Below are 25,460 nucleotides of genomic sequence, written 5' to 3'. Positions count from 1 at the left end.
GTTTGAATTGTCGGCAAAAGTGTTCTACATTATTATATCCACAGTGAAATGCTATTTCAGCTATTGTATAGGAACCATGCATCAGATATTCTTTTGCTATCCGGATTCGGCTGATGATTACGTCATCAATGCACGAGATACCAAAGGTGTTTTTATAGATTGTCTGCAGATAGCCAGGACTAAGGTGTAGAAATTCTGACATCTTAGGAACAGTCCAATTATTACCAGGGTCAGTGTAAATTTTTGTACGAAGATTTATAAGGTTATAATATTGCGGGGAAATTTCAGTTTGGAAGTAAGATTCCAAAAGTTTATTAAACAGAATTCTTAACAAATAATCTATTGATGATTCTTTGAAATCTTTATTAAAAGAGTGCTCGGTAACAAGCAACTGAAATAATTTGTGGCAATAGTCCGGATCTTCCAATGAAAAAGGTATACCGCGTGGAAGCATTGTTTCGGTAACATAAGGTTCATTAGACTCAAAACGTAGCCAGTTATTTGTGTATGTTTCAGCACATGCCCGATAGTATATTTTCTGATGTGGCTGATACAATATGGCACTGTGCGCAGGGTATTCCTTGATTTCGCCATTTACCCAGAAAAAAGCTGGAGTTTTTGTTATGACAAGAAGCCAGCAGTCATGACCTTTAGGAATATCAAAAACAAAACTACCATTGTGAGTAGCATCAGTTTCTACATAGTAAATATTTGTCATAGTTATTCTCCAATCTTCATGTTGCTTTATAAACATAGGGACAATAAATAACTCCTCTGTGTCCCCATTTAATAACAAGTTTTACATATCAATCTTAGAATATATCAATTATATTTTATTATTTGAAAATTTCAAGAACATTTATACTCTTGAGAAGTAAATTAATGCATTTTCAAGTATTTTAAATTTCATTTAAGGGGTGATGAACGAAAATGCTAATATCAGAATCAAAAAAAGAGTAAAATTACGTAATTTATTACACAAGATTGGAAGTTTGAGGACAGACCTGCAAGTAAAAAACTTAAAGTGGTTAAAGCACCCTTTTTATTAAGATACAAGGAGTGAAGTGACGATGAAGCAAGGATTCAATCCATATCTTCCATCATGGGAATATATTCCTGATGGAGAACCATATGTTTTTAACGATAGAGTGTATATTTATGGCTCTCATGATCGTTTTAACGGGCATGCCTTTTGCATAAACGATTATGTGTGCTGGTCGGCACCAGTGGATAATTTAAGTGATTGGCAGTATGAAGGTGTCATTTACAAAAAAACAGCTGATCCACTCAATCCTGATGGCAGAATGTGTCTTTATGCACCGGACGTCACAGTAGGTCCAGATGGTCGGTATTATCTCTATTATGTACTTGACAAAGTCCCCGTTGTGTCGGTAGCCGTCTGTGATACGCCGGCAGGCCGTTACGAATTTTACGGTTATGTGCATTATTCAGATGGAACACGCTTGGGGGAAAGAGAGGGCGATCAGCCTCAATTCGACCCAGGGGTCATGACCGAAGGCGACAAAACCTATTTGTACACTGGCTTTTGTGCAGCAGGCGACAAATCAAGAAAAGGTGCCATGGCGACGGTACTTGGTCCGGATATGCTTACCATAATGGAAGAACCAGTTTTTATTGCACCAAGTGAGCCCTACAGCAAGGGCAGCGGGTACGAAGGACATGAGTTTTTTGAAGCGCCGTCCATAAGGAAAAGAGGAGATACTTATTATTTGATCTACTCCTCTATCGTCATGCATGAGCTTTGCTATGCAACTAGCCAACATCCGACAGGAGGCTTTGTCTACCAGGGAGTCATCGTAAGCAATGCCGATCTTCATATCGATACTTACAAGCCAGCGGACAAGCCTATGTATTATGGTCACAATAACCACGGCAGCATTATTGAAATGAAGGGGAAATGGTACATCTTTTATCACAGGCATACCAACGGTACAGTTTACAGTCGACAGGGCTGTGTTGAACCGATTGACTTTAGGGAGGATGGCACAATACCTCAAGTAGAGATGACATCCTGCGGACCCAATGGAGGACCACTAGCGGGACGCGGAGAATATCCAGCTTATGTGGCATGTAATCTATTCTGTAAGGATGAGGAATTGTATTCGGGTTCTTTCGGGGCATGGATGGACGGACGATTTCCGAAGATTACACAGGATGGAAAAGATGGGGATGAAGAAATCGGATACATTGCTAATATGAGGGATTCTGCTACAGCCGGTTTTAAATATTTCCAATGCGACGGTATTCGAAAAGTCAAAATCAAGGTGCGTGGGTATGCCAAAGGAACCTTTGAAGTCAAAACTTCATGGAACGGGCCAGCCCTCGGAAAAATACCGGTTGGATTTACGAACATATGGACTGAATATTCCGCTGATATTACCATTCCGGATGGGAAACAGGCATTGTATTTTACTTATACAGGTAACGGTAACGCGAGTCTCGCTTCTTTTACTTTGGAATAAAATTTACTTACATTACTTTTTGGTCACTATATAGGTTATTTAACAAGCTGCTTAAATTAATGGGCGGCTTCTTTTTGTAAGTTTAGTATTACATGTGTGTATGCGTCCATTGTAATTCCAAAAAGCAGAAATCGTTCATCCCTCAAACCAACTTTTGAGTTTATTAATGTTTCAAAAAGTTATGATAAAGATTTCAAACAAATAATCCTTGATAGAAACACCATATGAGACTAGTAATCAAGAACCGATAAAACATAGAAAAAGAAGGGCAGTGATCTGGAATGTATAAGGTCTTGCTGGTAGATGACGAAAAGTTTATTCGGAAAGGCTTATATAAAATAATAGATTGGCAAAAATACGGGTTTGAGATTTGCGATGAAGCAGAAGACGGTGTACAAGCCTATGAATTAATCCAATCCCAAAAACCGGATCTGGTCATTACGGATATCAAAATGCCTGTACTTGATGGATTGGATTTGATAAAACGTGTTGTGAATTCCAATAACAAGTATTCACCGAAATTTATTATATTAAGCGGTTTCAACGAATTTAAATTTGCGCAGCAGGCTATCCGTTACGGAGTAGAAGATTTCCTTCTCAAACCGATTAATGAGAAAGAACTGAATGCCATTTTGGAAAAACTGACCATACATTTCAATGAAGAGAAAATGAGACTGCAAAAAAGTGGAATTACACGCAAAATCATATCGGAAGCCGCCCTAGAACGGCTGATTAAGGGAAGCTATAGCGAATGGATGCTTGAAGAATACGCTCCTGATTGGTATAGCGGTCCAACAGGAGAATATAATTTTTGCATCATAGAGGTATTTTTCCATCCAGCTTCTTCAGCTTGCCAATATAGTGAACATCAGCTGAAACGGCAAATAGGCGATGCTCTCTCCAGTGTGGATTCCCATTTCCGCGCTACCGTGATTGAACTGCAGCCCGGCAAGTATGGGATGGTCCTTACATCGAATCCGGATGAACCTCACATGTCTGTGCAACGAATCGCCAGATCGCTCCAATCTGAGCTTCTCCGCATACTTGACACGCCAGTCGCGGTCTACATTGGAGATCCGGTGAATGGAATCCGTTCGCTTCAACACTCGTATCAGACGGCCGTCGAAACAAGCCAGTACAAGTTTTTGCTGCCGGACATGCACATCCTTGATTATCAAAATGTGCGAGAAATCCCGATGCAGTTTACCGATCTGGAAGACAAATTCTATTCAACTCTATTGGAGTGTGTGGAGGATTGTGATGCGGATAGCGCCGCGCATGCAGTAGAAAGCATGTTCTTGGAATTTCGACAAAGGCGGATGGCACCGCAGGCGGTCCATGCCTCGCTTAGCCGTTGTTTTTGCAAGCTCGTAGAAAGGATCAAACCGATGGAGGATAACACTCATGCAAGCTTGATCATGAATCTCATAACAGAATGGGAACATTACCCGATCCAACCGGCTGAATTACAACGTATGTTTATGGAATTCGTAATGGAACACGTGGAACTCAATCGCCAGATACGAAAAAATCGCGTCAACTCTGTTTTGCACAAAACGAAAACGTATATCGAAATGCACTACAGCGAAAATTTGACCCTGAAACTAATCGCTGAAAAAATGATGCTCAATCCAGTATATCTGGGTCAGCTTTTCAAAAAGACATACGGAGTTTACTTTAATGAATTTTTGATGGGCATCAGGATTCAAGAAGCCAAGAAACTGCTGCGGCAGACGGATCTGAGAGTTTACGAAATATCGGACAGGGTCGGAATTAAACACCAGGATTACTTCGTCAACCAATTTAAAAGGATGGAAAAGATGACCCCGACGGAGTATCGACAGCAGGCGAAAATCTTGTAAAGGATAGAAAAATATGAGACTCTCAAGCTTTGATAATATGCGTTTACGCAATAAATTACTTATTCTTTATTTTGTTTGCGTTTTTTTTCCAGTCATCTTAACGAATCTGTTATTTTACAATGTGACGATGAGTCACCTTTCCGAACAAAAGAAGATTGACTATTCGGATGATCTTGAACGGGTCAAAAATGAATTTCGAAACAAAATCTATACTGCCGTTGGTGTCTCTTCTATATATTCCATCGATTATATGCTTTATAGCTTACTGGACAAACGATATTCAGCCCCTTTCGAGTATCTATCGGATTCCAATGGTTATACCCAGGGTGCGATGAATAAATTTACACCTGTCTATAAAGAAATTCAAAATATTACGATTTATACGGACAATCGCACGATGAGCTCTTCCGGCGGAATCAGCCTGATTTCCGACGAGGACAAGATGTCGGATTGGTTCACCAAAGCCATGCATTCCAAGAATTCAGCCCCTTTTCTTATTCGAACGGGGACGTCCAATAGCCAGCTCAATACGTTCAGTCTCATTCGCAGGATGAATGCATACCCCGATATGGACAGGCAGTTAAAAATATTAAAAATTGATTTTAACTTGGGTGAAATCATGTCAACCTTCGAGGATTATACGATGGGCGGTAACCTGTATTTGCTGAACGATTCGGGTGAAATCGTATTCACAACGGATCGTGCGCCTAACCTGGCTAACAAGAAAGTGTACTTTAACAAGATTGACATCCCTCGGCAATCCTTCATTCTCGAAAAAGAATACGATACAGTCAATTATTTAAATGGTTGGAAAATCGTAGGTGTCTTTCCGAAAACGTCATGGTTTGATCTAACAAAAAATTCAGGGGGATTTTTTCTTTACTTGATTTTGGCCAATTTTCTGGTTCCGACAATCCTGATTCTGTGGATTTTCAGATCGCTGCACACCCGGATCATTACATTGCTGAAGCATATGAAAATGGTGAAAAACCAAAAATTCGAGACGATAGAACACAATAGGCACCAGGATGAGATCGGCCAGCTGACAGAAGAGTTCAATCGAATGACCACAAATATCAAGCAGCTTATTGAGAATGTATATCGTGCCGAATTACAGCAGAAGCAAGCCCAGCTGAATGCTCTGCAAAGCCAGATCAACCCGCATTTTTTATTCAATGCGCTAGAGACGATCCGAATGCGAAGCGTGATCAAGGATGAAGACGAGACGGCACAAATTATCAGAAACATGGCGGTGATCTTTCGCAAGTCGTTGGTGTGGAAAAAGGATTTGGTAACGGTCGAAGAAGAATTGGAGCTGGTCGAGTGCTTCCTGGAAATCCAAAAATACCGATTCGAAGATAAGCTCTCCTTTGACTTTCAGATCGATCAGGAAGTGCTTTCGTATAAAATTCCGAAAATGTGCTTCTTGCCCTTCGTTGAGAACGCCTGCATTCACGGTCTAGAATCGATTCGCGGTAAAGGATGGATCAAGATGCAGATTACGCGTACAGGGGACATGCTCACGTTCCAGCTATCGGATAACGGCATAGGGATTGTCCCGGATAAGCTTAGCGCCATTCTATCCGATTTGGAACAAGAAGGAATGGATAAACACGTTGGAATCAAAAATGTGTTTATTCGTCTCAAGCTTTACTACCAAAATAACTTCCAGTTCAACATCAAGAGTGACGCCGGTGTGGGGACGATGGTTTGTATTTCCATCCCTGTTTGCGAGGATCAGGCTCGGGCGTTAGCTTAGCTTTTAAGCTTGGTTTAAAAAAACTATTTTGAGCCAACTCGGTACCCGGAAATTTTAAACTTTTCTCAAAGAAATCTAAATTTTGTGTGGTTTTGGAAACCACACATTTTTTATACAATGAAATTGTCCTAATTGATAGCGTTTACACCACTAAAAGAGGGGGAAAAAGTATGAAAAAACTGACGAAAAAATGGTCAAAACCAGTGTCGCTTGTAACTTCAGCACTCATGTTTCTAAGTCTTGCGGCATGCTCAGGTAATCAATCGACGCAGACTAGCAGTAAAAGCTCAAGTACTAAAGACGATCTATCCAAACATGTGACAATCTCCTATGCATCCGTGCAGGGTATTGATGGATATGATTACACCAAGGGTGATCCTCTGGCTAAGTTTTACTCTAATAAGTTTAACTACACCTTAAAAGTATCATCACTGAACTGGGACAACTGGAGTTCAAATCTCCGTATATGGATCAACTCAGGCGACATGCCGGATGTTGCTGTATATAATTTCATTTATGCTGATGCGGCATCTTTTGTACAACAGGGACTTCTTAAAAAACTTCCTGACGACTGGAAAACTCGTTGGCCTCACTTGGCAGCAGTGTATGAAAAAACATCACTCGGTCCTGAGATGGAAAAGAAATTCGGTGGAACATATTTTCTCCCAAGGGCCCGTTTCATGAATAACCTGCCTGGAGATCCTTTGCCGAATCATCCAACTGTATATATCCGTTCAGATTGGGCTAAAGCTGTGGGTTTCCCGGTTAAGGACGCATATACGACTTCAGAGATCCTTCAGTATGCGAAACTTATAAAGGAAAAGGATCCTGGACACTTAGGCGACAAATTAGTTCCCCTTTCTGAGGATACCAACTTTGCAGCTGATTTGTTTGTTGGAAGAAATAGTACTCATTACCAAGAATTTTACAAAGACACAGACGGTAAGTATAAATGGGGCGGGGCCTCTCCAGATACTCTGAAAGGGCTTAAACAGCTCCAGGAAGCTTATCGTTCGGGTTTGCTTAGTAAGGATTTCTATACGAATAAAAATCAAACGTTTTTTAATGAATTCAATGTAACAGGGACTGCAGGTGCTTCCTTCAACCAGGCACCGACGTCCAATCTTCAGACTGTTTATAGTGATTTTAATAAAAACTTAAAAAAGGATCCTTATCAGAGTATTAATATGGCTACTGTTTTAGGTGATGACGGGAAGTATCATCAGACGGACCTCATTAATTTCTGGGGTACAGTCATCTTTAATCCGAATATATCAGAGGAAAAATTTGTCCGCTATATGGATATTCTTGATTATAACAGTACGCAAGAGGGCGAAATCATCAACATGATGGGTTTAAAAGATGTAGATTGGACATACGACAGCAATGGCAAAGTCAAATCACTCTATGACCCAGTCAAAGAAGGAAAGCCGCTTGGTGGCCCCGGTGCAAAGTATCAATCATGGGGATATCTGTTAGGTAGTTCGGTTCTGTTTGATGATACCTCCTTCGACGATCCAAATACGGATCAACGATTAAGGGATATGTCCAAGCAGCTTTATGCTTCAAAAGTTAAAGAGGGCACTCCCGAAACATTCTCAAAAGTGAACTGGGATTTATATACCTACGATTCACCTTCATATAGAAGGGCTCAATTCCAATACGATCAAGAGTATGTCAATCTTATTACGCAGCCAGGTGATATTACAACAAACTGGAAGAAATGGGTTAAGTCGAAGAAGGCAGTTGTACAACCGGTTCTTGACGAATTGAACTCAAAATTAGCTAAATAGTTAGCAAGTACATTTCGTTGAATCAACTTCAAGTAGCTGCGGCGAATCGAAGGTTATTTGCCCGGCTGCTTGATTTTTAGGTGATGTTGCTGTCCTTCCTGTTCCTTTATTTTTTCAGAAATTGATATCAATAAGACGGGTCAGAAGGAGTTTAATATGGAGAATACAACAATAGTAGAAAAGAATAATCCATCCTTGATTAAAAAGAAGAATAATTCCTCCTTGATTAGCCGTATGTGGAAAGCAAGGGAAAGTTACCAACTCATATTGCCAGGAGTCATATGGTACATTATTTTTGCTTACATTCCGATGTATGGTTTATTATTAGCATTTAAAACATATAAAGCCAATCTCGGAATTTTTGGCAGTCCGTGGATAGGATTTACCAATTTTACCTATGTTTTTAGGGATCCGGAATTTATGTACTCGCTTTGGAGGACATTGTTGATTAATGCAGGACGACTCATATTTGAATTCCCCGTTCCGATTTTTCTCGCTTTAATGTTGAATGAATTGCGAATTAACAGATTTAAAAAGGCTTTACAAACCATTTATACATTCCCACATTTTTTGTCGTGGATTATCGTTTCAAGTATTATGCTTAATATTCTAGATTCTCACGGTTTGGTAAACAGTATAATCAAATTGCTGGGTGGGGATGGAGTCAATTTTCTTGGCAACTCGAAATTTTTCCAATACTTATTGTATCTTACAAGTGACTGGAAGGCGTCAGGGTGGGCTATGATCATCTATCTAGCAGCTATTACAGGAATTGATACGGAACAGTATGAATCTGCTCAACTTGATGGTGCCACCCGGTTGCAGACGATGTTGTATATAACCCTTCCAGGTATACGAAATACCATTGTTGTGATGTTTATCTTAGCAGTTGGAAATCTTATGACAACAGGCTTTGATCAGATTTTTAACATCAGTAATGCCGCAACTTCCAAAGCAGGTGAAATCCTGGATATGTATATTTATAACATTACATTCCAGTCTGCTGCCGACTTTTCTTTCTCAAGTGCAGTAAGTTTGTTTAGAGCTGTAATCAACTTAGTTCTATTACTGCTTGCTGACCGTGTTTGTAAATGGCTTGGTTCGGAAGGACTTTTTCCGTCAATGAGGAGAAAGGCTCGTAGATAAATCAGATGCGATTACATGAGAGAGAGGAATGTAAATATGAAAAAGGATACATCTCATACTAGTAAGAAACGAAACAAAATACAAGTATTGGATATTGTCCTGCTGTTAATCCTAATAGCCTTTGCTATCGCCATCGTTTTTCCGTTTATAAACGTTGTTGCCATATCTTTTGCAACGCAGCAGGAATATCTTAAATCTACGGTATTATTGATACCAAAGGCATTTACACTTGAGAACTACAAAGCATTATTTCAAGACGGACGCATATGGATCGGTTATCGCACAACATTGCTGATCCTCGGATTAGGATTGCCGATTAACATGATTCTGACTACCAGTATGGCGTATGGGCTAAGTCGCCCTGAGTTTCCATTTAAGCGGTCTCTCATCTATTTTGTTGTCCTTACGATGCTGTTTAATGGCGGTATTATCCCCATGTACCTGTTAATGAAGCAGCTGCACTTAATTAACACCATTTGGTCTGTTGTGTTGGTCTATGGAGTTAATTCATTTTATTTAATTATTATGATGAACTATTTTCAGAACATACCAAATTCGCTTATGGAGTCGGCCAAGCTTGACGGAGCTGGTGAATGGGCTATTCTGTTTAAAATCATACTACCCTTATCGATGCCTATCATTGCGACAATGACATTGTTCTATGCGGTAGACCGCTGGAATGAATGGTTTAATGCAATGATTTTCATAAGGAGAGGAGACCTAATTCCATTGCAGCTTGCTTTAAGATCGATTGTTATCGATTCTCAGATGAGTGAGCAGATGAATGTATCGAATGTACAGGTGGAAAGATTTTCGGAGGGTATGAAAATGGCGGCAGTTATTGTAGCGATGCTCCCTATCATGTGTGTATTTCCTTTTTTACAGAAATACTTTGCCAAGGGTATGTTAGTGGGTGCAATAAAGGAATAAGGTTGAATTGAAGGTTAAGTTTTCTGATAAATGTGTAGTTTCTTTAAATTGTTAATTTTCATAAAAATTATGCATTTTAATAGAATTATGTGTAATTGAATATGTCGGATATGCAAAAGACGTAAACAGTACATGAATAGCAAAGCATTTTGTAGGTGAGAAGATGAAGGAATACAGGAACATACCATTCAAAAAGGTAGAAACCCGTGAGTTGTATTTGGATATTTTTCTTCCTGAGGAGAAAAATCCTCCACTGATCATGTGGATTCATGGAGGCGGCTGGAAGGAACTGAACAGGACATGGAATCTCGCGATGCCAATGCTCGAAAAGGGGTATGCGGTTGCAACGGTGGACTACAGGTATAGTGATGAAGGACCATTTCCAACGCAAATGCTGGATCTAAAAGATGCTCTTCTTTTTATAAAGAAGCATGCAGGCCAATACGGATATGACGGAGGCAAGATAGCGGTATCCGGAGATTCCGCGGGAGGGCATTTGTGTACATTGTTGGGGGTTTCAGCAGGAAACCGGGACTGGGAAACCGTTGAAGGAGATTACAGCGTACAGGCCGTTGTTGACATGTGCGGGCCAACAGAACTGCTATTGTCATTTCAAGGAAAAGAAGAGCAGCCGAATAATGGCATCACAGAGCTGCTCGGGGTCCCTGTGACTTCGAAAGCGGCATTGGGTCGTGCAACATTAGCGAGTCCCTTAACTTATATTAACGGCGGCGAACCGCCGTTTTTAATTCTTCATGGATCGGAGGATCCTGTAGTATCCCCTGGACACTCAAGACTTTTACGAAATGCTCTCGAAAAGGCGGGAGTACCGGTCATGATGTATCTGATCCCAGGAGCAGTGCATGCATTTGGGGGAAGGCTCGTTTCGGATATCATGGGAGAATTCCTGGATTATTTTCTAAAGGGAATTAAAACCGTAGAAACGCCAGTCGTGCAAAAATGTCACCAAAGAGAGATTCCTTACGTCAAAAAATAATTATAGAAAGAAAGCTAAAGAGCGCTCCAGTGTAAGACTGGGGAAGGAATATGAAGAAAGGCATTATACATGAACAATAGTTTGAACAAGAAAAGAGGGTTTTTCATGAAAAAGACGGCAAACGTTACTGTCCATCCGGATTATAAGATTAGTGAGGTAGATAAACGTTTGTTCGGTGCGTTCCTGGAACCGATTGGCAGCTGGGTCTATGGGGGCATTTATATTCCCAAACACCCGACTGCGGATGACATGGGTTTTCGGCAGGATATCATAGACGCTGTAAAAGAATTTGATCTTCCGGCCCTTCGCTTTCCTGGAGGCAACTGGGTTTCAGGCTGGGATTGGAAAGAATCCATCGGACCGATTGAAAACCGCAAGGTACAGCTAGATTTGGCTTGGTTCCAGAATGAGCAGAATATAATCGGCCATGACGAGTATCTGGAGTGGACCAAGCGTGTCAATACCGACCCGATGTACACGATTAATCTCGGTACGGAAGATATCAAAAGCGCAGCACAATTGGTAGAGTATTCCCGAATTCCCGGTGGCACATATTGGTCCGAACTGCGCAAGAAGTATGGGCATCCAGAGCCTTATCCCATCAAGACCTGGTATCTTGGGAATGAAATGGACGGCCATTGGCAGATAGGCTCCTGGGAAAAAGACCCTGTTGGGTTCGGCATTCGCACCCATGAGCTTTCCAAGATCATCAAATGGATTGACAACAAGGCAGAGACCGTTTTTGCAGGTACCTCTGACCATCACAAGCATTTCCCTGAGTGGGAAATGGCAGCACTTGAACAGTGCTATGAATCGGTTGACTACATATCCCTCCACCATTACCACTCTGCACCGGAGGGTGACATTGCGAACTATCTCAACATATCTTCCGTATTCGAAGATTACATTAAGACAACCATTGCCATCTGCGACTATCTTCAGACTAAACTTCGTACGCCTAAGAAAATGTACATCTCCTTCGACGAATACGGCTGCGACTTTGCTAAACAGGGAGAGGTTCTCTTTGGGCGCAGAGGCTGGCAGGATGTTACCAAGAGTTACTTCCAGTTTGTCCCCAGGGATAATGTCTTTACAACAAATGACCCGGAGAATTATGTTGACAACAGTTTTGGTTCCCCTTCTCATCAAATGCTGAATGCCCTTGCCATGGCCTCGGTTATTATGACTTTCCTGCGTCACGCGGATCGGATTAAGATTGGCTGCATGACTGGAGGTATTCTAAACGCGCTGGCATTTAACGGCCAACATGTGTGGAAGAACGCGGCATATTTTCCATTCTACCAGATGAACAAACTAACCCGTGACGGAGTTTCAATCCTGCCAGTGGTTGACGGGCCTACCTTTAACACCGAGCAATTTGCCCTTACAGGTTCTAATCAGAGCCACGCCTATGAAAACGTTCAGGCAATAGAAGTTGCTGTTGTACAAAATGAAGAAAAGGGCGAGGTCAATATTTTCATGATCAACCGGGCGATTGAGGATGACATCGAAATCAGTTTGGACGTTCGCGGTTTCGAGGGCTATAAGCTCGCTGAGCATATTGAAATGTATACCGATGATCTAGAAAAGGGAAATAGTTTCGAATATCCGGATGTGATTAAGCCAACGAAAAATACCGATACCAAAATGGATAACGGCAAAGTGACAGCCGTTGCAAAGAAGCTGTCATGGAATGTGATTCGCCTTACGAAATAGACAACACGACATCCTTTTAAAATAGCGATCAAAGGAAGGGTAATATCAATTTCTTCATTACCCGCAAAGAATTCTAGAATTCTAGTAATTTCGAAGGGAGCCATTAAATATGAACAGATTAGTAAAAGTTGAAAGCGGTTACGTTGAGGGATTGCCGGCAGCCGACCCCCGTATTACGAGTTTCAAAGGTATTCCATTTGCCGCGCCGCCTGTAGGCCAAAACCGCTGGAGTGCTCCGCAGCCCGCTATAGACTGGGATGGTGTGTTAAAAGCATACGATTTCGCACCGGTCCCGATGCAGGTAAGGCAAAAGATCGATGTCAACAACATCTACACCAGGGAATGGAGTGTGGATCCAGACATCCTCATGGACGAGGACTGTCTCTACCTGAACGTATGGGCTCCGGCGGAAAGTACTGATGAAAAGCTGCCGGTATATGTATGGTATTTCGGCGGAGGGCTGCAAGTTGGTCATACGGCTGAGATGGAGTTCGACGGCGAACGCCTTGCCCGTAGGGGGATCATTGTGGTAACGGTTGGTTACCGTCTGAACGTTTTCGGATTTCTATGCCATCCTGAAATAACGGCAGAATCTCCGGAAGCTCCTGCAAACTTCGGTCACCTCGACCAGCAAGCGGCAACACAATGGGTCAAACGAAACATCGAGGCTTTTGGCGGCGATCCAGACAACATCACGATTGGTGGGCAATCTGCCGGAGGCGGGAGCGTAATGAGCCAGCTCACCTCGCCGAAGAATGAAGGCCTCTTCCAGAGGGCAATTATTCAGAGCGGTATATTTTCACCGCTTTACCCAGGAAGCCGAATGCCAAGGGGTAGGCAGAATCTGGCGGATGCCGAACAAGACGGGGTTAAATTCTTTGAGTTTCTTGGAGTTTCCTCACTTGCGGAAGCCCGTAAGCTTGATGCAGAATATGTTCGCAACAAAATGGTGGACTACAAGGAGTTCTGGGGTACCGTGGTTGATGATGTATTCTCCGTAGGCAACGCATTTGATCTTATCGTGGAAAACAAGCACTGGAAGGTACCTGTGCTGTGGGGCCACACGTCCTCCGAGTTTTTCAGTGTTCCAGATGCCGAGACGCTTGACGAATTTCGAAACATGGCTGTTGAAATGTTCGGCGATGATGCCGCTGAGTTTCTTGCGCTTTGCCAGGCTCAGTCGGAAGACATACATGAAGTATTGAAAAATGCTTCAATGAGCGTCTTCGAATATGCAATCCGCGTTGCTTCACAGGCCAATTCGGAAACGTGCGCCAATATACCGCTGTACTATTACAATTTTGATGCGGAAATACCGGGATGGGATAACCCCGGAACATTCCACTCCGTAGATCTTTGGTTCTTTTTTGAAACACTTGCCAAATGTTGGAGGCCCTTTGTCGGCAAACATTATGACCTTGCCCGCCAGATGTGCAACTACTGGGCTAACTTCATTAGAACCGGAGATCCGAACGGGAAGGATTCCACAGGAGAGGATATGACACAGTGGGATCCCTATACTGCCGAGGCACCGTATGGAATGGTTTTCAGAGAAAAACCCGAGTTTGTTAGAGAGCAGCCGAGCGATTTAATGAAGTTCCTTGTTAAACAATATTTCGAGAAAAAAACAGTAAAAGGAGGATCTCTATGAAACTAGTATCTGGAGACTATAGACTCAGCTTTAAGGATGGTGGCCTTGAAGTTCAAAAAAACGGCAAACTGCTCTATTTCAACAAACGCCCGATGTTTGCCACGGTAAAGACGGTATTTGCCGTTAGCGAGTTTTACGATAATGCTTACAGTGAGATTGACGTTTCAGGTGATACAATCATCGCCAAGGGCACAGTAACTGTGCCCTCTGGCTCCGAATTTTCCTTTACGGACGTGTATGAAGCAACAGGCGCAGGTTTCAAAGTAAGCCGTAACGTCAAGGTGGTGAAGGCGGGGGATGACCTTGGATTTTCCACAAAGCTATCTTTTGTGATGACGGAATCGGACGATACTCATGACTATAACTGTTTTGCGCCCGGTGTTTGGTATAAGCAAAACGAATTCGCACCAGATTACGCTATTGGCAAAGACCTGGATTGCGAATATTTCTATCGTATGGAAACCTGTTATGCCTTGCCTGTGTTTGCGATGCAAAACATCGCATCGGGAGAAATGGCGGCTCTGTCGCGCTGGGCTTCAGATGTAACCATGCAGTCTGTGGACATTGTGAGATCCGAAAATAACGTGGATCCCAAATTGACCATTGGCGCCATCGGCATGAGCAAGCCAGAAAACAAAACTCTAAACTATATGTATTATGGTTTTGCCTACCGCAAGGAATTCGAATCGAAAATTGACGGCCTGTCTATTGATTATGTGTATCCCGGCTGCGATGGGCAGATGCCTAGAGGAAATCAGTATGCAGGTCTTGACTACAAAGACAAATCAAAAACATTCCAGCGCGTTAACCACCCTGTGGAGGTCGGCTTTGAGCAAAATTACGCGGTGGCGATCAATTTTGGGCATTACGGCAGCTTCCAGCAGATGATGAGAGACATCTGGCGTGTAACCTATGACCGGATGCGCGATAAGTTATTTGAAGTAGATAATGAGCAATTTTACCACGACTGCATGAAGGTGTTTACCAAATATACGCGGCAATATGGTGATTCATATGGTTTACCCTTTGCCTGCCAGTTACCCGACATGGATATATCTTGCGTTTCCTTTCAGTTTGGCTTCGTAGGGCAACAGCCTGGTATTGGATATCAGCTGCTGCGATACGGCGATAAAGAAAACGTGCCGGAATCCTTTGAAAAAGGCGTAAACATTATTGATTTTTGGGTAAGGACGGCAATGACTGAATCTGGTCTGCCGCAGATGTGCTACAATCCCAACATCAAGGGATTCGAGCCCTATCCGCATTATGTACGAATGCTTGCTGACGGAATCGAGGCCATTTTAGACGCATACCTCTATATGCGCAGGAAAGGCGACGAGCGGCCTGCTTGGTTGGAATTCTGTAGAAAGACTGCTGATTGGCTTGTGAACATTCAAAACGAAGACGGAAGTTTTTATCGTGCCTACAATCTCGATAACTCCATCCGCATGGACTCTAAGTCCAACACTCCAAGTGTGATTCGTTTTCTGGTACAGTTCTATCTGGTGTCCGGCGACGAAAGATATAGAACTGCAGCGATTATGGCCGGTGAATGGTCTTACGAAAACAATTATCGGAACCTGGAGTACCGTGGCGGAACATGTGACAACATGGACATCCAGGATAAAGAGGCCGGCATCTATGCCTTATTCGGTTTCCTTGCCCTGTATGATTTAACCGGTCAGGACAAATGGTTGGAAGGCGCGATTGGCGCCGCAGACTATACGGAAACTTGGACCTATGCTTGGACATTCCCGGTACGTACTCTTTGGCCGAAACATCCGTTCAATAAGTACTCCATCAGCGGACAAAGCATCATTACCATTGGCGGGGGCGCTGATGTATATATGGCCGCCTGTTCGTACACCTATTACCGGTTGTATGTGATTACGGGCGATGAGCATTACCTCGACTTTGCCGAGTTCATCCATCAAAATACCCGACAGTCCAGTGACGTGGACGGAAGTATAGGCTACATCATGCCCGGTCTGGGGCACGAAAGCGGCAATTTTACCAGTCAAACCTTGCAAAGTCACTATCATTGGCTGCCATGGTGTACGTATGTGGAAGTCGACCCCTCATCGAGGCTGTATGATACCTTTGGCGGTTATGAGATTGCAGACGCTCAAAAACTCAGCCCGGAGGAAAGGGCCAAGAGAAATCGCATATATGACACTTTCGCTTCATTCACATTATGAAAGTGGAAAGTTTTATGATTCAGAATCAGACGAAGATTAAATTGCCTCACCTTTCACAACGGAATAATTGTTAGGAGAAAGATAGAATCAGAACGGAGGCATAAACATGCAGCATCGCTTTTATGAGATTCCTCCGGCTGGTTCTACTTTTCGTTTTGGCATCCGGTTGGGAGGATCTCTTAAAAGCCTATGAATTTGCACCCGTCTCCCTTCAGGCTCAAAAGTAAGGGAGAGGGTCGTTGATACAGATATTCATATGATTAGGACTGTCTTTATCTGAACGTCTGTACACCGGCTAAAAGTCCTGAAGAAAATAATGACTATACAATATTTATGACAAAGGAGTAGGTAAATGATGTTTACCGGAGCCATGGCTGGAATTTACCATGTTACGGAATGGATAACTAAGTTGGCTTATATAAGTATTTTGTGGATGTTTTTTTCATTACTTGGACTTATTCTCTTTGGACTATTTCCAGCAACGATAAGTACCTTTGTTATTACAAGAAAGTGGATTCAAGGTGATACAGATATTCCGTTAACAAAAACTTTTTGGCAGACCTATAAAAAGGAGTTTAAAAAGGGAAATATAATCGGTTTCATCTACTATATTATTGGTTATTTTTTATACTTAGACTTTCACCTAATATTCAATACATCCAATTCAGCTATTCAGATCACCACTTTTTCACTTGTTCTGATCAGCTTGGTGGTTCTTCTAACTCTCTTATATATTTTTCCTGTGTATGTCCATTACGAATTAAAAATCATTGATGTTTTAAAAAATGCTTTTATTATAAGTGTGTTGCGACCTTTGAATACATTGATGATGATCGCAGGAGCCATTGCTGTTTATGGTCTCATGAGGCTCATTCCAGGTTTAATTCCTTTTTTCGCAGTCAGCCTATGGGCTTATATCAATATGGGGTGTGCAAACCTTGGGTTTAAAAAGCTAGATCAAAACCAACAGGAAAAGTCGGAAAAACTTATCTCTTAATGTCTTACATAGGAAAAACTCAGAAGCAAGGGATCGCTCTTTATACGAAAAGCAAATAAGAGCGATGAAGTCTGATGAACTATAAGTATCATCTACAAATTAACATTCTGCCCAATTCGGAATGGAATTTTTGTTTTTCTTAGGATCTTATTAACTATGACCATTCAATTATTAATGTGATCAATAACTAAACTATAACAATCTATATAAGTCATAACTAGAAAGAGGAGGATTTATGGTGTCCAAAAACATTATATGGTTTAACCAACCGGCAAAAGAATGGAATGAGGCGCTTTTAAATGGAATATAGAAAGTTGGGGAAAACAGGTCTAGATGTATCCATTCTTAGTTTTGGGGCTTCCTCCCTTGGCTCTGTGTTCAGAGATATTGATGAGAATGAAGGAGTTAAAACCGTCCATACAGCCATCGACAATGGTATTAACTTTATTGATGTATCACCTTATTATGGATTAACAAAAGCCGAAACGGTTCTGGGTAAAGCAATAAAAGAAATTCCAAGGGACAAGTACATTTTATCTACAAAAGCAGGGCATTACGGTGAAAATCTTTTCGATTTCTCAAAAAAAAGGATTTTTTCCAGTATTGAAGAGAGTCTGACAAGATTACAAACGGATTATGATGACATTCTGCTCCTTCATGACATCGAATTTGGTTCATTCGACCAAATCATGGAAGAAGGTATTCCTGCATTACAGGAATTAAAAAAGCAGGGGAAAATACGCTTCTTTGGCGTATCGGGCCTTCCATTGTCCATTTTTGAAAAAATTCTGAACGAAACAGAGTTAGATGCCATCTTGTCGTATTGTCATTATTCTTTAAATGATACCTCACTGTTATCACTTATTCCTTTGCTTGACAGGAAAAATACAGGAATTATTAATGCTTCGCCATTATCAATGGGACTTTTAAGCACAAGAGCTGTTGCTGATTGGCATCCCGGCTGGTAAAGATATTCGGAAAATCTGTAAACAGGCAGAGGAGTTTTGTAGACAAAAAGGAACGGATTTATCTAAGCTGACCATCCAATTTTTCGTGCAAAATGAAATGATACCTACAACTCTAGTAAGTACAGCGAGTGTCGAAAATATTGCCAAGAATATTAAATGGGCGGCTGAACCAATTGATCAGGAACTTTTAGCAATGGTAATGGAAATCCTGGAACCTATCCACAATAAAACCTGGCCAAGCGGGAATTCGGAAGGGGCAGAAGTAGAGAATAAATATATCTGTTAGAAGTTAATAGTCTCTTCAATAAGATATATAGTAAGAAAATGACTCTATGGAATCGGAAACCTTAGAATATATCAAAAACTTATATGAAAATGTCAATGCATGGAGGGAGGCAAATATTTTATTATTCTAATAAATAATTTAGAAATACTTTAGATACATTAAATATTATCATTATAAAAGAAATTACTAGAAACAACTATTGAGAGGATGAAAGAATATGGCTCATAAGGCAAAAATGCTCCTTGAAAAAGATTTTAAAATTTCTGAGATTGATAACCGTATATACGGTTCCTTTATTGAACATCTGGGACGAGCCGTTTACGGCGGGATCTATGACCCTGGTCATCCCCAAGCAGATGAGAATGGTTTCCGTCAAGATGTGATGGAAATGGTAAAAGAGCTTCAGGTTCCTATCATTCGTTATCCGGGTGGAAACTTTGTTTCCGGTTACAACTGGGAGGATGGTGTGGGACCAGTTGAAAATCGCCCGCGCAGGCTTGATTTAGCATGGCGCACTACGGAAACCAATGAATTTGGTACAAATGAATTCATGAAATGGGCAAAGTTGGTAAATGCTGAAGTAAACATGGCAGTTAACTTAGGAACACGCGGGATTGATGCTGCAAGAAACCTGGTAGAATATTGCAACCATCCGGGCGGTTCTTATTATAGTGATTTGCGGATTTCCCACGGGTTTAAAGAGCCACATAAAATTAAAACATGGTGCTTGGGAAATGAAATGGATGGTCCTTGGCAAATCGGCCATAAAACGGCTGAAGAATATGGGAGAATTTCTTTGGAAGCAGCCAAGGTTATGAAGTGGGTTGACCCAACAATTGAACTTGTTGCATGCGGAAGCTCCGGCCGAGGGATGCCGACCTTTGCAGATTGGGAAGCAACTGTTTTGGATCACACCTATGATCATGTTGAATTTATTTCGCTTCATCAATATTACGGCAATCGTGATAATGACATCTCCAACTATTTGGCAATGTCCCTTGAAATGGATGACTTTATCCGTTCAGTCATATCCATAGCCGACTACATTAAAGCGAAAAAACGAGGGAAGAAGAATATTAATCTCTCATTTGATGAATGGAATGTTTGGTATCACAGTAATGAAGCGGATAGGAAAATCGAACCTTGGAGCATTGCACCTCCGCAACTGGAAGATCATTATAATTTTGAGGATGCCCTATTGGTTGGATGTATGCTGATCACATTATTAAAGCATGCTGACCGCATAAAAATTGCTTGTCTTGCCCAATTGATAAATGTGATTGCACCTATTATGACGGAAGAAAATGGACCAGCCTGGAAGCAGACAATTTTCTATCCTTATATGCACGCATCCGTATTTGGACGCGGCGTTTCCCTGAATCCCATTATTTCAAGTCCAAAATACGATAGCAAGGATTTTACGGATGTTCCTTATTTAGAATCAGCAGCTGTATATAATGAAGAAAATGAACAGTTAACGATTTTTGCGGTAAACCGCCATTTAAAGGAAGGCTTGGAACTAGAGTGCGATATTCGTAATTTTGATAGATATGAGGTTGTGGAGCATATCGTGCTTGAAAACGATGACTTAAAACTAACCAACTCAGCTAAAGGTACACCGGTAGCTCCCCATTCAAATGGTAATGCCGCAATTGAAAATGGTTTGGTAACAGCCGTTCTACCAAAATTATCATGGAATGTAATTCGGTTAGCAAAACGTCAATAGTTTTGAATCAATTTCCATCTCTTTTTAATAAAGGGTTATGCTATTGCCCATAGCTCAAACTACAGTATCGAAAAGGCGAAGTGTCTTTTAAACTATCATCTTCGTTATAGCTCATCGGGAAATGGAGTTATGGAGGAGTAAATATAATGGTACAAAAACTGGAGGTATACAAATGAATTACAGATTACTTGGAAAAACAGGTTTAAAAATTTCCGAGATTGGATATGGTGCCTGGGGAATAGGGAATACCGGATGGCAGGGAGCAAATGACGAAGAATCCATAAAAGCACTAAACAAAGCAATTGATCTCGGTCTGAATTTTATTGATACCGCCTTAGGATATGGAAACGGACATAGTGAGCGCTTGGTTGGACAAGTATTAAGAAAACGGCCAGAATCCATCTATGTATCCACCAAGATTCCTCCGAAAAATTTAAAATGGCCTGCTCCGGCTGGTATTTCAGCTGAAGAAGCTTTCCCGGCAGATCATATTATTTCCTGCACGGAAGAGAGCTTGCGGAATCTTGGGGTCGATATGATCGATGTTCAACAGTTTCACGTATGGTCTGACGAATGGGTAAATCAGGGGCAATGGCTTGAAGCAATTGAAAAGCTGAAAAAGCAGGGGAAAATTAAATATTTTGGTGTTTCCATTAATGATCATCAGCCGGAAAATGCCATCAAGCTAATTGAGACAGGCCTGGTTGATACAGTTCAAGTTATCTACAATATTTTTGAACAAAGCCCGGAAGATAAGCTTTTCCATGCATGTGAAAAACATAATGTCGGTGTGATTGCCCGTGTACCTCTGGATGAAGGGGGACTTACCGGCAGGATCACCCCGGAAAGTCGATTTGAAGAGGGGGATTTCAGAAATCATTATTTTAAGGATGAAAGGAAACGTGAAGTTTACAACCGGGTAAATGAAATCGTGACTGATCTTAACATTTCTATCGAGGATATGGCAGAAACTTCATTAAGGTATGTTTTAAGCCACCCTGCAGTTTCTACGGTTATCCCTGGGATGCGTACCATCAAAAATGTCGAAAGAAACTGTAAGGTTGGGGACGGAAAAGGGCTTTCTCAAGAGTCGGTTAAGAAGCTGAAAGCTCATAGGTGGATTCGGAATTTTTATCAGGCATAATCATTGTTAACGATCTAAAGGGTCTTTATTAACAAAGAAATGTACACTTCATTTACAACGGAATATAAATTGAGTCCTGCCTGTCAAAATGACGGGCAGGACTTTTACAAATTATATGAAAGCCCTTTCGGAATTGGGTGTAGATACTAATCATCATCACTCCTATACAAACGCATTTAAAAGAAATAATTTTACAGGAGCTTTTAAATAAAACAGAATCAATTGAAATATAATTGTTCGCACCTTATTACTCTACGTCTATCAAATGGTATAAGTCGAAGACTTTAAATCTGAATTCAATGGGGAAGAGCGAATTTTAATTGCATTCCCTATATAAAAATGGTGATGATCATGATGTCTTTATGGTTTTATGATGAATTGAAAAAACGAAAACAAGAAGGTGAAGTATTCGATTTCCGTAAGATTTCCGATAAGCAGCTCATGGAGCTGTACTGGATTCAGGGGTGGTCGGATCGAATGATTGCCGAAATTTACGATTGTTCTGTGTCTAATGTAGTTCACAAAAGAAACCGTAAGAATATTACATATAAAAATATTTCTGTACAGCTATCGGAAAGACTTGAATTATCACATCAAGCTGAACGAGTGCGTCAACTTTTTCAACAAAAGGAATCAACACATCAGGAGAATTAGACGGTAACGATACCGAGAGAAAAAGCTAAATTGCCAAGGCGGTTAGAAGTAGATATTAAATGGAAGGATTATAGAATTATATGAGTAAAACTAATTTAACTAATCCCATTATATGGGCAGATGTCCCGGATCCTGATGTGATAAGAGTCGGGACCGTTTATTATATGATAAGTACGAGCATGCATACTATGCCAGGATGCCCAATTATGAAGTCGAAGAATTTAGTAGATTGGGAGATTATTGGATATGTATTTGATATTTTGGAAGACAATGATGCCCATAATTTGAAGGATGGAAAGGGAATTTACGGGAAAGGTTTGTGGGCTGCAAGTTTGCGTTATCATAATGAAACTTTCTATGTTTCTTTTTCAAGTAACGATATGAACAGATTTTATATCTATCAAACAAAGGAAATAGAAAATGGACAATGGGCACGTTCAACTTTTGAAGGAGTATATCACGATCCGGCATTGCTTTTTGATGAAAAAAGGGTATTTGTGATTTATGGCAATGGTGACATTCAAATAACAGAATTGACAGAAGATGCAACAGCAATAAAACCGGGAGGCATCCATCAATTATTGTTGGTAACCGATAAAGAAGATATTGGTTTGCGATGTGAAGGATGCCACGCGTATAAGATTGACGGGCAATATTATTTATTATTTATCGAATGGCCAATTGTCGGATACAAGCGCAGAAGGCAAATATGTTATCGCGCAAGCCAGCTTTTGGGTAAGTATGAGCGTAAAGTGATTTTTGATGATGATATGGATTACCATAATCATGGAATTGCACAAGGAGCGATTTTTGATACGTCGGAACATGAGTGGTATGCCATGCTGTTCCAAGATCATGATGCCGTTGGCAGAATTCCCTATATACTGCCTGTCACCTGGAAGGACGGATGGCCCATGGTGGGTATTGACGGTAAGGCGCCAAAAGAATTGGAAATAAACTTGCCTGCTTCTTCCAAAAAGCCGTTAGTGATCAGTGATGAGTTTGACTATACAGAAAATAAATTGGCCTTGAATTGGCAGTGGAATCATAATCCGGATAATGAGCTATGGTCATTCACGAAACGGCTAGGCTATCTGCGTTTGGAAACCGGCCATTTAACTAACAGCATTTTGTATGCACGAAATACATTGACACAAAGAACGGAAGGACCTGACTGTACAGGAATAACCATGATGGATATATCAAATATGAAGCCTGGTGACTATGCAGGATTGGTCGCTCTCCAGAATAGCTTTGGGGCTGTGGGGATTAAGGCAGAAGTGGACGGAGATAAATACGTCTCAATGTGTGTAAATCGTGGTGATGGCAATGAAGAAGTAGTTGAAAAGATTCCATTTTCCAGAAATCAGATTTATTTAAAAATTGAGTTTAATTATGAGGATAGTGTTGATCTAGCGGAATTTTTCTATTCTGAAGATGGGGAAAACTGGAGTAAAATTGGCCGCCCATTAAACATGAAGTATACATTAGATCATTTCATGGGTTACCGGATTGGCTTATTTAATTATGCTACTGCACAAATTGGCGGATATGTAGATATTGCTTATTTCCATTATCAAAGAGGCCGTTGAACTACTCGTTGGGATCTAGCGTAGAAAAATAGTGATTAATTGCGTTACGAAACCTATTTAACTTCATTTATGGTCCCTTAAAATATAAATTCATTAGTGCTGCCGTGAATGGGACAGCCCTCATTTGTGCCTGGCATGGGTGCAGGTTCAAGGGCAGCTAATAGCCTTTTTATAGGTAAAAGCTCAACTTTCCAGAAAGCAAAAAATAGAGCAATGTGATGCCATCTTAAAACGTTTAGGATTGGATTATATAGATCTTTATCAATGATAATCATGCGTCGCCATAACCGGTGGCGTTTTATTTTTTATTAATTTGTATTAGGACTCTATCAAATTTTGAATATATTGAGTAATGTACTAGCATTAAAAGTGAGGTGATTTATAAATAATGGATCTTCTATTTCCATTTTAAAAATTTTTAGAATCTTGTTGACTATAATATTTTTTGGTGTTAAATTAATGTTATCGGTAACAAAAAAACATTAAAAGTTAGTTAACTATACTAAATGATTTTTTTGAAGAGGAGGTAATGAAAATGAGAACAATTGTATGTGAACAACCTAATGTTTTTAAATTGATCAATGAAGATATTCCACTTCCAAAACTAGGTGAAGCGATTGTCGCAATTAAAAGAGTTGGGATATGCGGAACCGACATGCATGCATTTAAAGGAAATCAACCCTTTTTTAATTATCCCAGGGTGCTTGGCCATGAATTGGCTGGAACGATTGAATGGATTGGAGAAAATCCAACGGGATTAAAAAAAGGAGAGCAGGTTTCCATTATCCCGTATATGCATTGCGGTGAGTGTATTGCTTGCCGGCAAGGAAAAACAAACTGCTGCACAAAAATGAAAGTTTTGGGAGTACATATCGACGGCGGGATGCGTGAAAAAATCTCTGTGCCTATTGATCATTTAATGAAGACAGAAGGTTTGTCATTGGATCAGACCGCGGTCATTGAACCTTTAAGTATCGGTGCCCATGCGGTCAGACGGGCAGGAATTCAAAAGGGAGAATTTGTACTGGTAATTGGTGCGGGCCCGATTGGTTTGGGGGTTATGGCATTTGCACAACAAGAGGGTGCCAGGGTAATTGCTATGGATATTAATAAAGAAAGATTGGAGTTTTGTCAACAGTGGACAAGAGCAGAATTTACCATTAATGCTTTAGAGAATCCACTGGAAACCTTAAAGGTTATAACAAGCGGAGATATGCCAACAATTGTATTTGATGCAACCGGAAATCGCAAATCAATGGAAGAGTCTTTCCGTTATCCTGCAAATGGAGGGAAACTCATTTTCGTCGGATTAGTAAAATCGGAAATTGTTTTTTCGGACCCTGATTTTCACTCTAAAGAATTGACATTAATGTCAAGCAGGAATGCTAATAAAGAAGACTTCAACCATGTAATAAAATCCATTCAGAGCGGGAGGATTGATGTAAACGCTTATATTACGCATCGTTCTGATCTTGAACAAATGACGGGCATATTTGAAGAATGGCTGAAACCTGAATCGAACGTTGTAAAAGCAATGGTAGAACTATAATCAAAAATA

At 40.9% G+C, this 25,460-nt stretch carries 17 protein-coding genes and 1 pseudogene; 17 read left to right on the top strand and 1 reads right to left on the bottom strand.

Annotated features, from left to right (window positions below; translation table 11 throughout):
• Positions 1-718, bottom strand: a 718-nt coding sequence (locus V7266_RS04315; protein ID WP_335466097.1) for a helix-turn-helix transcriptional regulator, incomplete at its 3' end; no start/stop codon positions are given.
• Between the two features lie 352 nt (positions 719-1,070).
• Here V7266_RS04315 and V7266_RS04310 point away from each other — a divergent pair.
• The 17 genes and pseudogenes from V7266_RS04310 (at position 1,071) to V7266_RS04230 (ending at position 25,451) form a co-directional block, all read left to right on the top strand.
• A complete protein-coding gene (locus tag V7266_RS04310) occupies positions 1,071-2,483 on the top strand; it encodes a family 43 glycosylhydrolase (protein ID WP_335466095.1) in 1,413 nt (470 codons plus the stop codon).
• A gap of 281 nt (positions 2,484-2,764) precedes the next feature.
• On the top strand, positions 2,765-4,345 hold the full coding sequence (locus V7266_RS04305; RefSeq protein WP_335466093.1) for a response regulator: 1,581 nt from the start codon (positions 2,765-2,767) through the stop codon (positions 4,343-4,345).
• A gap of 13 nt (positions 4,346-4,358) precedes the next feature.
• Positions 4,359-6,104: a sensor histidine kinase gene (locus V7266_RS04300; protein WP_335466091.1), complete on the top strand. Its 1,746-nt coding sequence runs from the start codon at positions 4,359-4,361 to the stop codon at positions 6,102-6,104.
• Between the two features lie 170 nt (positions 6,105-6,274).
• Positions 6,275-7,897, top strand: a complete 1,623-nt coding sequence (locus tag V7266_RS04295) for an ABC transporter substrate-binding protein (RefSeq protein WP_335466089.1) — start codon at positions 6,275-6,277, stop codon at positions 7,895-7,897.
• 156 nt (positions 7,898-8,053) lie between these two features.
• Positions 8,054-9,043 (top strand): ABC transporter permease, encoded by a 990-nt coding sequence (locus V7266_RS04290; protein ID WP_335466087.1) that lies wholly within the window; start codon positions 8,054-8,056, stop codon positions 9,041-9,043.
• A 36-nt stretch (positions 9,044-9,079) separates the two neighbouring features.
• Positions 9,080-9,973: a carbohydrate ABC transporter permease gene (locus V7266_RS04285; RefSeq protein WP_335466085.1), complete on the top strand. Its 894-nt coding sequence runs from the start codon at positions 9,080-9,082 to the stop codon at positions 9,971-9,973.
• A gap of 163 nt (positions 9,974-10,136) precedes the next feature.
• Entirely contained in the window at positions 10,137-10,970 is an 834-nt protein-coding gene (locus tag V7266_RS04280) for an alpha/beta hydrolase (protein WP_335466084.1), read from the top strand.
• Positions 10,971-11,075: 105 nt separating this feature from the next.
• The gene (locus tag V7266_RS04275; protein ID WP_335466082.1) at positions 11,076-12,686 is read left to right on the top strand and encodes an alpha-L-arabinofuranosidase C-terminal domain-containing protein; all 1,611 of its coding nucleotides are present in this window, start codon (positions 11,076-11,078) and stop codon (positions 12,684-12,686) included.
• A gap of 109 nt (positions 12,687-12,795) precedes the next feature.
• Positions 12,796-14,337, top strand: coding sequence for a carboxylesterase/lipase family protein (locus V7266_RS04270; RefSeq protein WP_335466080.1), 1,542 nt, complete (start codon positions 12,796-12,798; stop codon positions 14,335-14,337).
• Complete coding sequence (locus V7266_RS04265) at positions 14,334-16,535, top strand: hypothetical protein (protein WP_335466079.1); 2,202 nt, start codon at positions 14,334-14,336, stop codon at positions 16,533-16,535. Before V7266_RS04270 ends, V7266_RS04265 begins: the two co-directional genes overlap by 4 nt.
• A gap of 352 nt (positions 16,536-16,887) precedes the next feature.
• A complete protein-coding gene (locus tag V7266_RS04260) occupies positions 16,888-17,532 on the top strand; it encodes a YesL family protein (RefSeq protein ID WP_335466077.1) in 645 nt (214 codons plus the stop codon).
• Between the two features lie 299 nt (positions 17,533-17,831).
• Positions 17,832-18,786 (top strand): annotated as a pseudogene (locus V7266_RS04255) (aldo/keto reductase).
• Between the two features lie 217 nt (positions 18,787-19,003).
• Entirely contained in the window at positions 19,004-20,512 is a 1,509-nt protein-coding gene (gene arfA, locus V7266_RS04250; RefSeq protein WP_335466076.1) for an arabinosylfuranosidase ArfA, read from the top strand.
• Between the two features lie 172 nt (positions 20,513-20,684).
• Positions 20,685-21,656: an aldo/keto reductase gene (locus V7266_RS04245; protein ID WP_335466074.1), complete on the top strand. Its 972-nt coding sequence runs from the start codon at positions 20,685-20,687 to the stop codon at positions 21,654-21,656.
• 354 nt (positions 21,657-22,010) lie between these two features.
• Positions 22,011-22,310: a hypothetical protein gene (locus V7266_RS04240; RefSeq protein WP_335466072.1), complete on the top strand. Its 300-nt coding sequence runs from the start codon at positions 22,011-22,013 to the stop codon at positions 22,308-22,310.
• An 80-nt stretch (positions 22,311-22,390) separates the two neighbouring features.
• The gene (locus V7266_RS04235; protein WP_335466070.1) at positions 22,391-23,902 is read left to right on the top strand and encodes a glycoside hydrolase family 43 protein; all 1,512 of its coding nucleotides are present in this window, start codon (positions 22,391-22,393) and stop codon (positions 23,900-23,902) included.
• A gap of 535 nt (positions 23,903-24,437) precedes the next feature.
• A complete protein-coding gene (locus V7266_RS04230; RefSeq protein WP_335466068.1) occupies positions 24,438-25,451 on the top strand; it encodes a zinc-binding alcohol dehydrogenase family protein in 1,014 nt (337 codons plus the stop codon).
• The last annotated feature ends 9 nt before the right edge of the window (positions 25,452-25,460 follow it).

The sequence above is a fragment of the Neobacillus drentensis genome (assembly GCF_036965645.1).
Lineage (GTDB): Bacteria > Bacillota > Bacilli > Bacillales > Cytobacillaceae > Neobacillus > Neobacillus drentensis_D.
This window is presented reverse-complemented; position numbering and strand designations above follow the sequence as displayed.

What these genes read in the sequence shown, in the direction of transcription:
- V7266_RS04310 (WP_335466095.1), top strand. Translation starts at nt 1,071, where the DNA reads ATGAAGCAAGGATTCAATCCATATCTTCCATCATGGGAATATATTCCT.
- V7266_RS04305 (WP_335466093.1), top strand. Translation starts at nt 2,765, where the DNA reads ATGTATAAGGTCTTGCTGGTAGATGACGAAAAGTTTATTCGGAAAGGC.
- V7266_RS04300 (WP_335466091.1), top strand. Translation starts at nt 4,359, where the DNA reads ATGAGACTCTCAAGCTTTGATAATATGCGTTTACGCAATAAATTACTT.
- V7266_RS04295 (WP_335466089.1), top strand. Translation starts at nt 6,275, where the DNA reads ATGAAAAAACTGACGAAAAAATGGTCAAAACCAGTGTCGCTTGTAACT.
- V7266_RS04290 (WP_335466087.1), top strand. Translation starts at nt 8,054, where the DNA reads ATGGAGAATACAACAATAGTAGAAAAGAATAATCCATCCTTGATTAAA.
- V7266_RS04285 (WP_335466085.1), top strand. Translation starts at nt 9,080, where the DNA reads ATGAAAAAGGATACATCTCATACTAGTAAGAAACGAAACAAAATACAA.
- V7266_RS04280 (WP_335466084.1), top strand. Translation starts at nt 10,137, where the DNA reads ATGAAGGAATACAGGAACATACCATTCAAAAAGGTAGAAACCCGTGAG.
- V7266_RS04275 (WP_335466082.1), top strand. Translation starts at nt 11,076, where the DNA reads ATGAAAAAGACGGCAAACGTTACTGTCCATCCGGATTATAAGATTAGT.
- V7266_RS04270 (WP_335466080.1), top strand. Translation starts at nt 12,796, where the DNA reads ATGAACAGATTAGTAAAAGTTGAAAGCGGTTACGTTGAGGGATTGCCG.
- V7266_RS04265 (WP_335466079.1), top strand. Translation starts at nt 14,334, where the DNA reads ATGAAACTAGTATCTGGAGACTATAGACTCAGCTTTAAGGATGGTGGC.
- V7266_RS04260 (WP_335466077.1), top strand. Translation starts at nt 16,888, where the DNA reads ATGATGTTTACCGGAGCCATGGCTGGAATTTACCATGTTACGGAATGG.
- arfA (WP_335466076.1), top strand. Translation starts at nt 19,004, where the DNA reads ATGGCTCATAAGGCAAAAATGCTCCTTGAAAAAGATTTTAAAATTTCT.
- V7266_RS04245 (WP_335466074.1), top strand. Translation starts at nt 20,685, where the DNA reads ATGAATTACAGATTACTTGGAAAAACAGGTTTAAAAATTTCCGAGATT.
- V7266_RS04240 (WP_335466072.1), top strand. Translation starts at nt 22,011, where the DNA reads ATGTCTTTATGGTTTTATGATGAATTGAAAAAACGAAAACAAGAAGGT.
- V7266_RS04235 (WP_335466070.1), top strand. Translation starts at nt 22,391, where the DNA reads ATGAGTAAAACTAATTTAACTAATCCCATTATATGGGCAGATGTCCCG.
- V7266_RS04230 (WP_335466068.1), top strand. Translation starts at nt 24,438, where the DNA reads ATGAGAACAATTGTATGTGAACAACCTAATGTTTTTAAATTGATCAAT.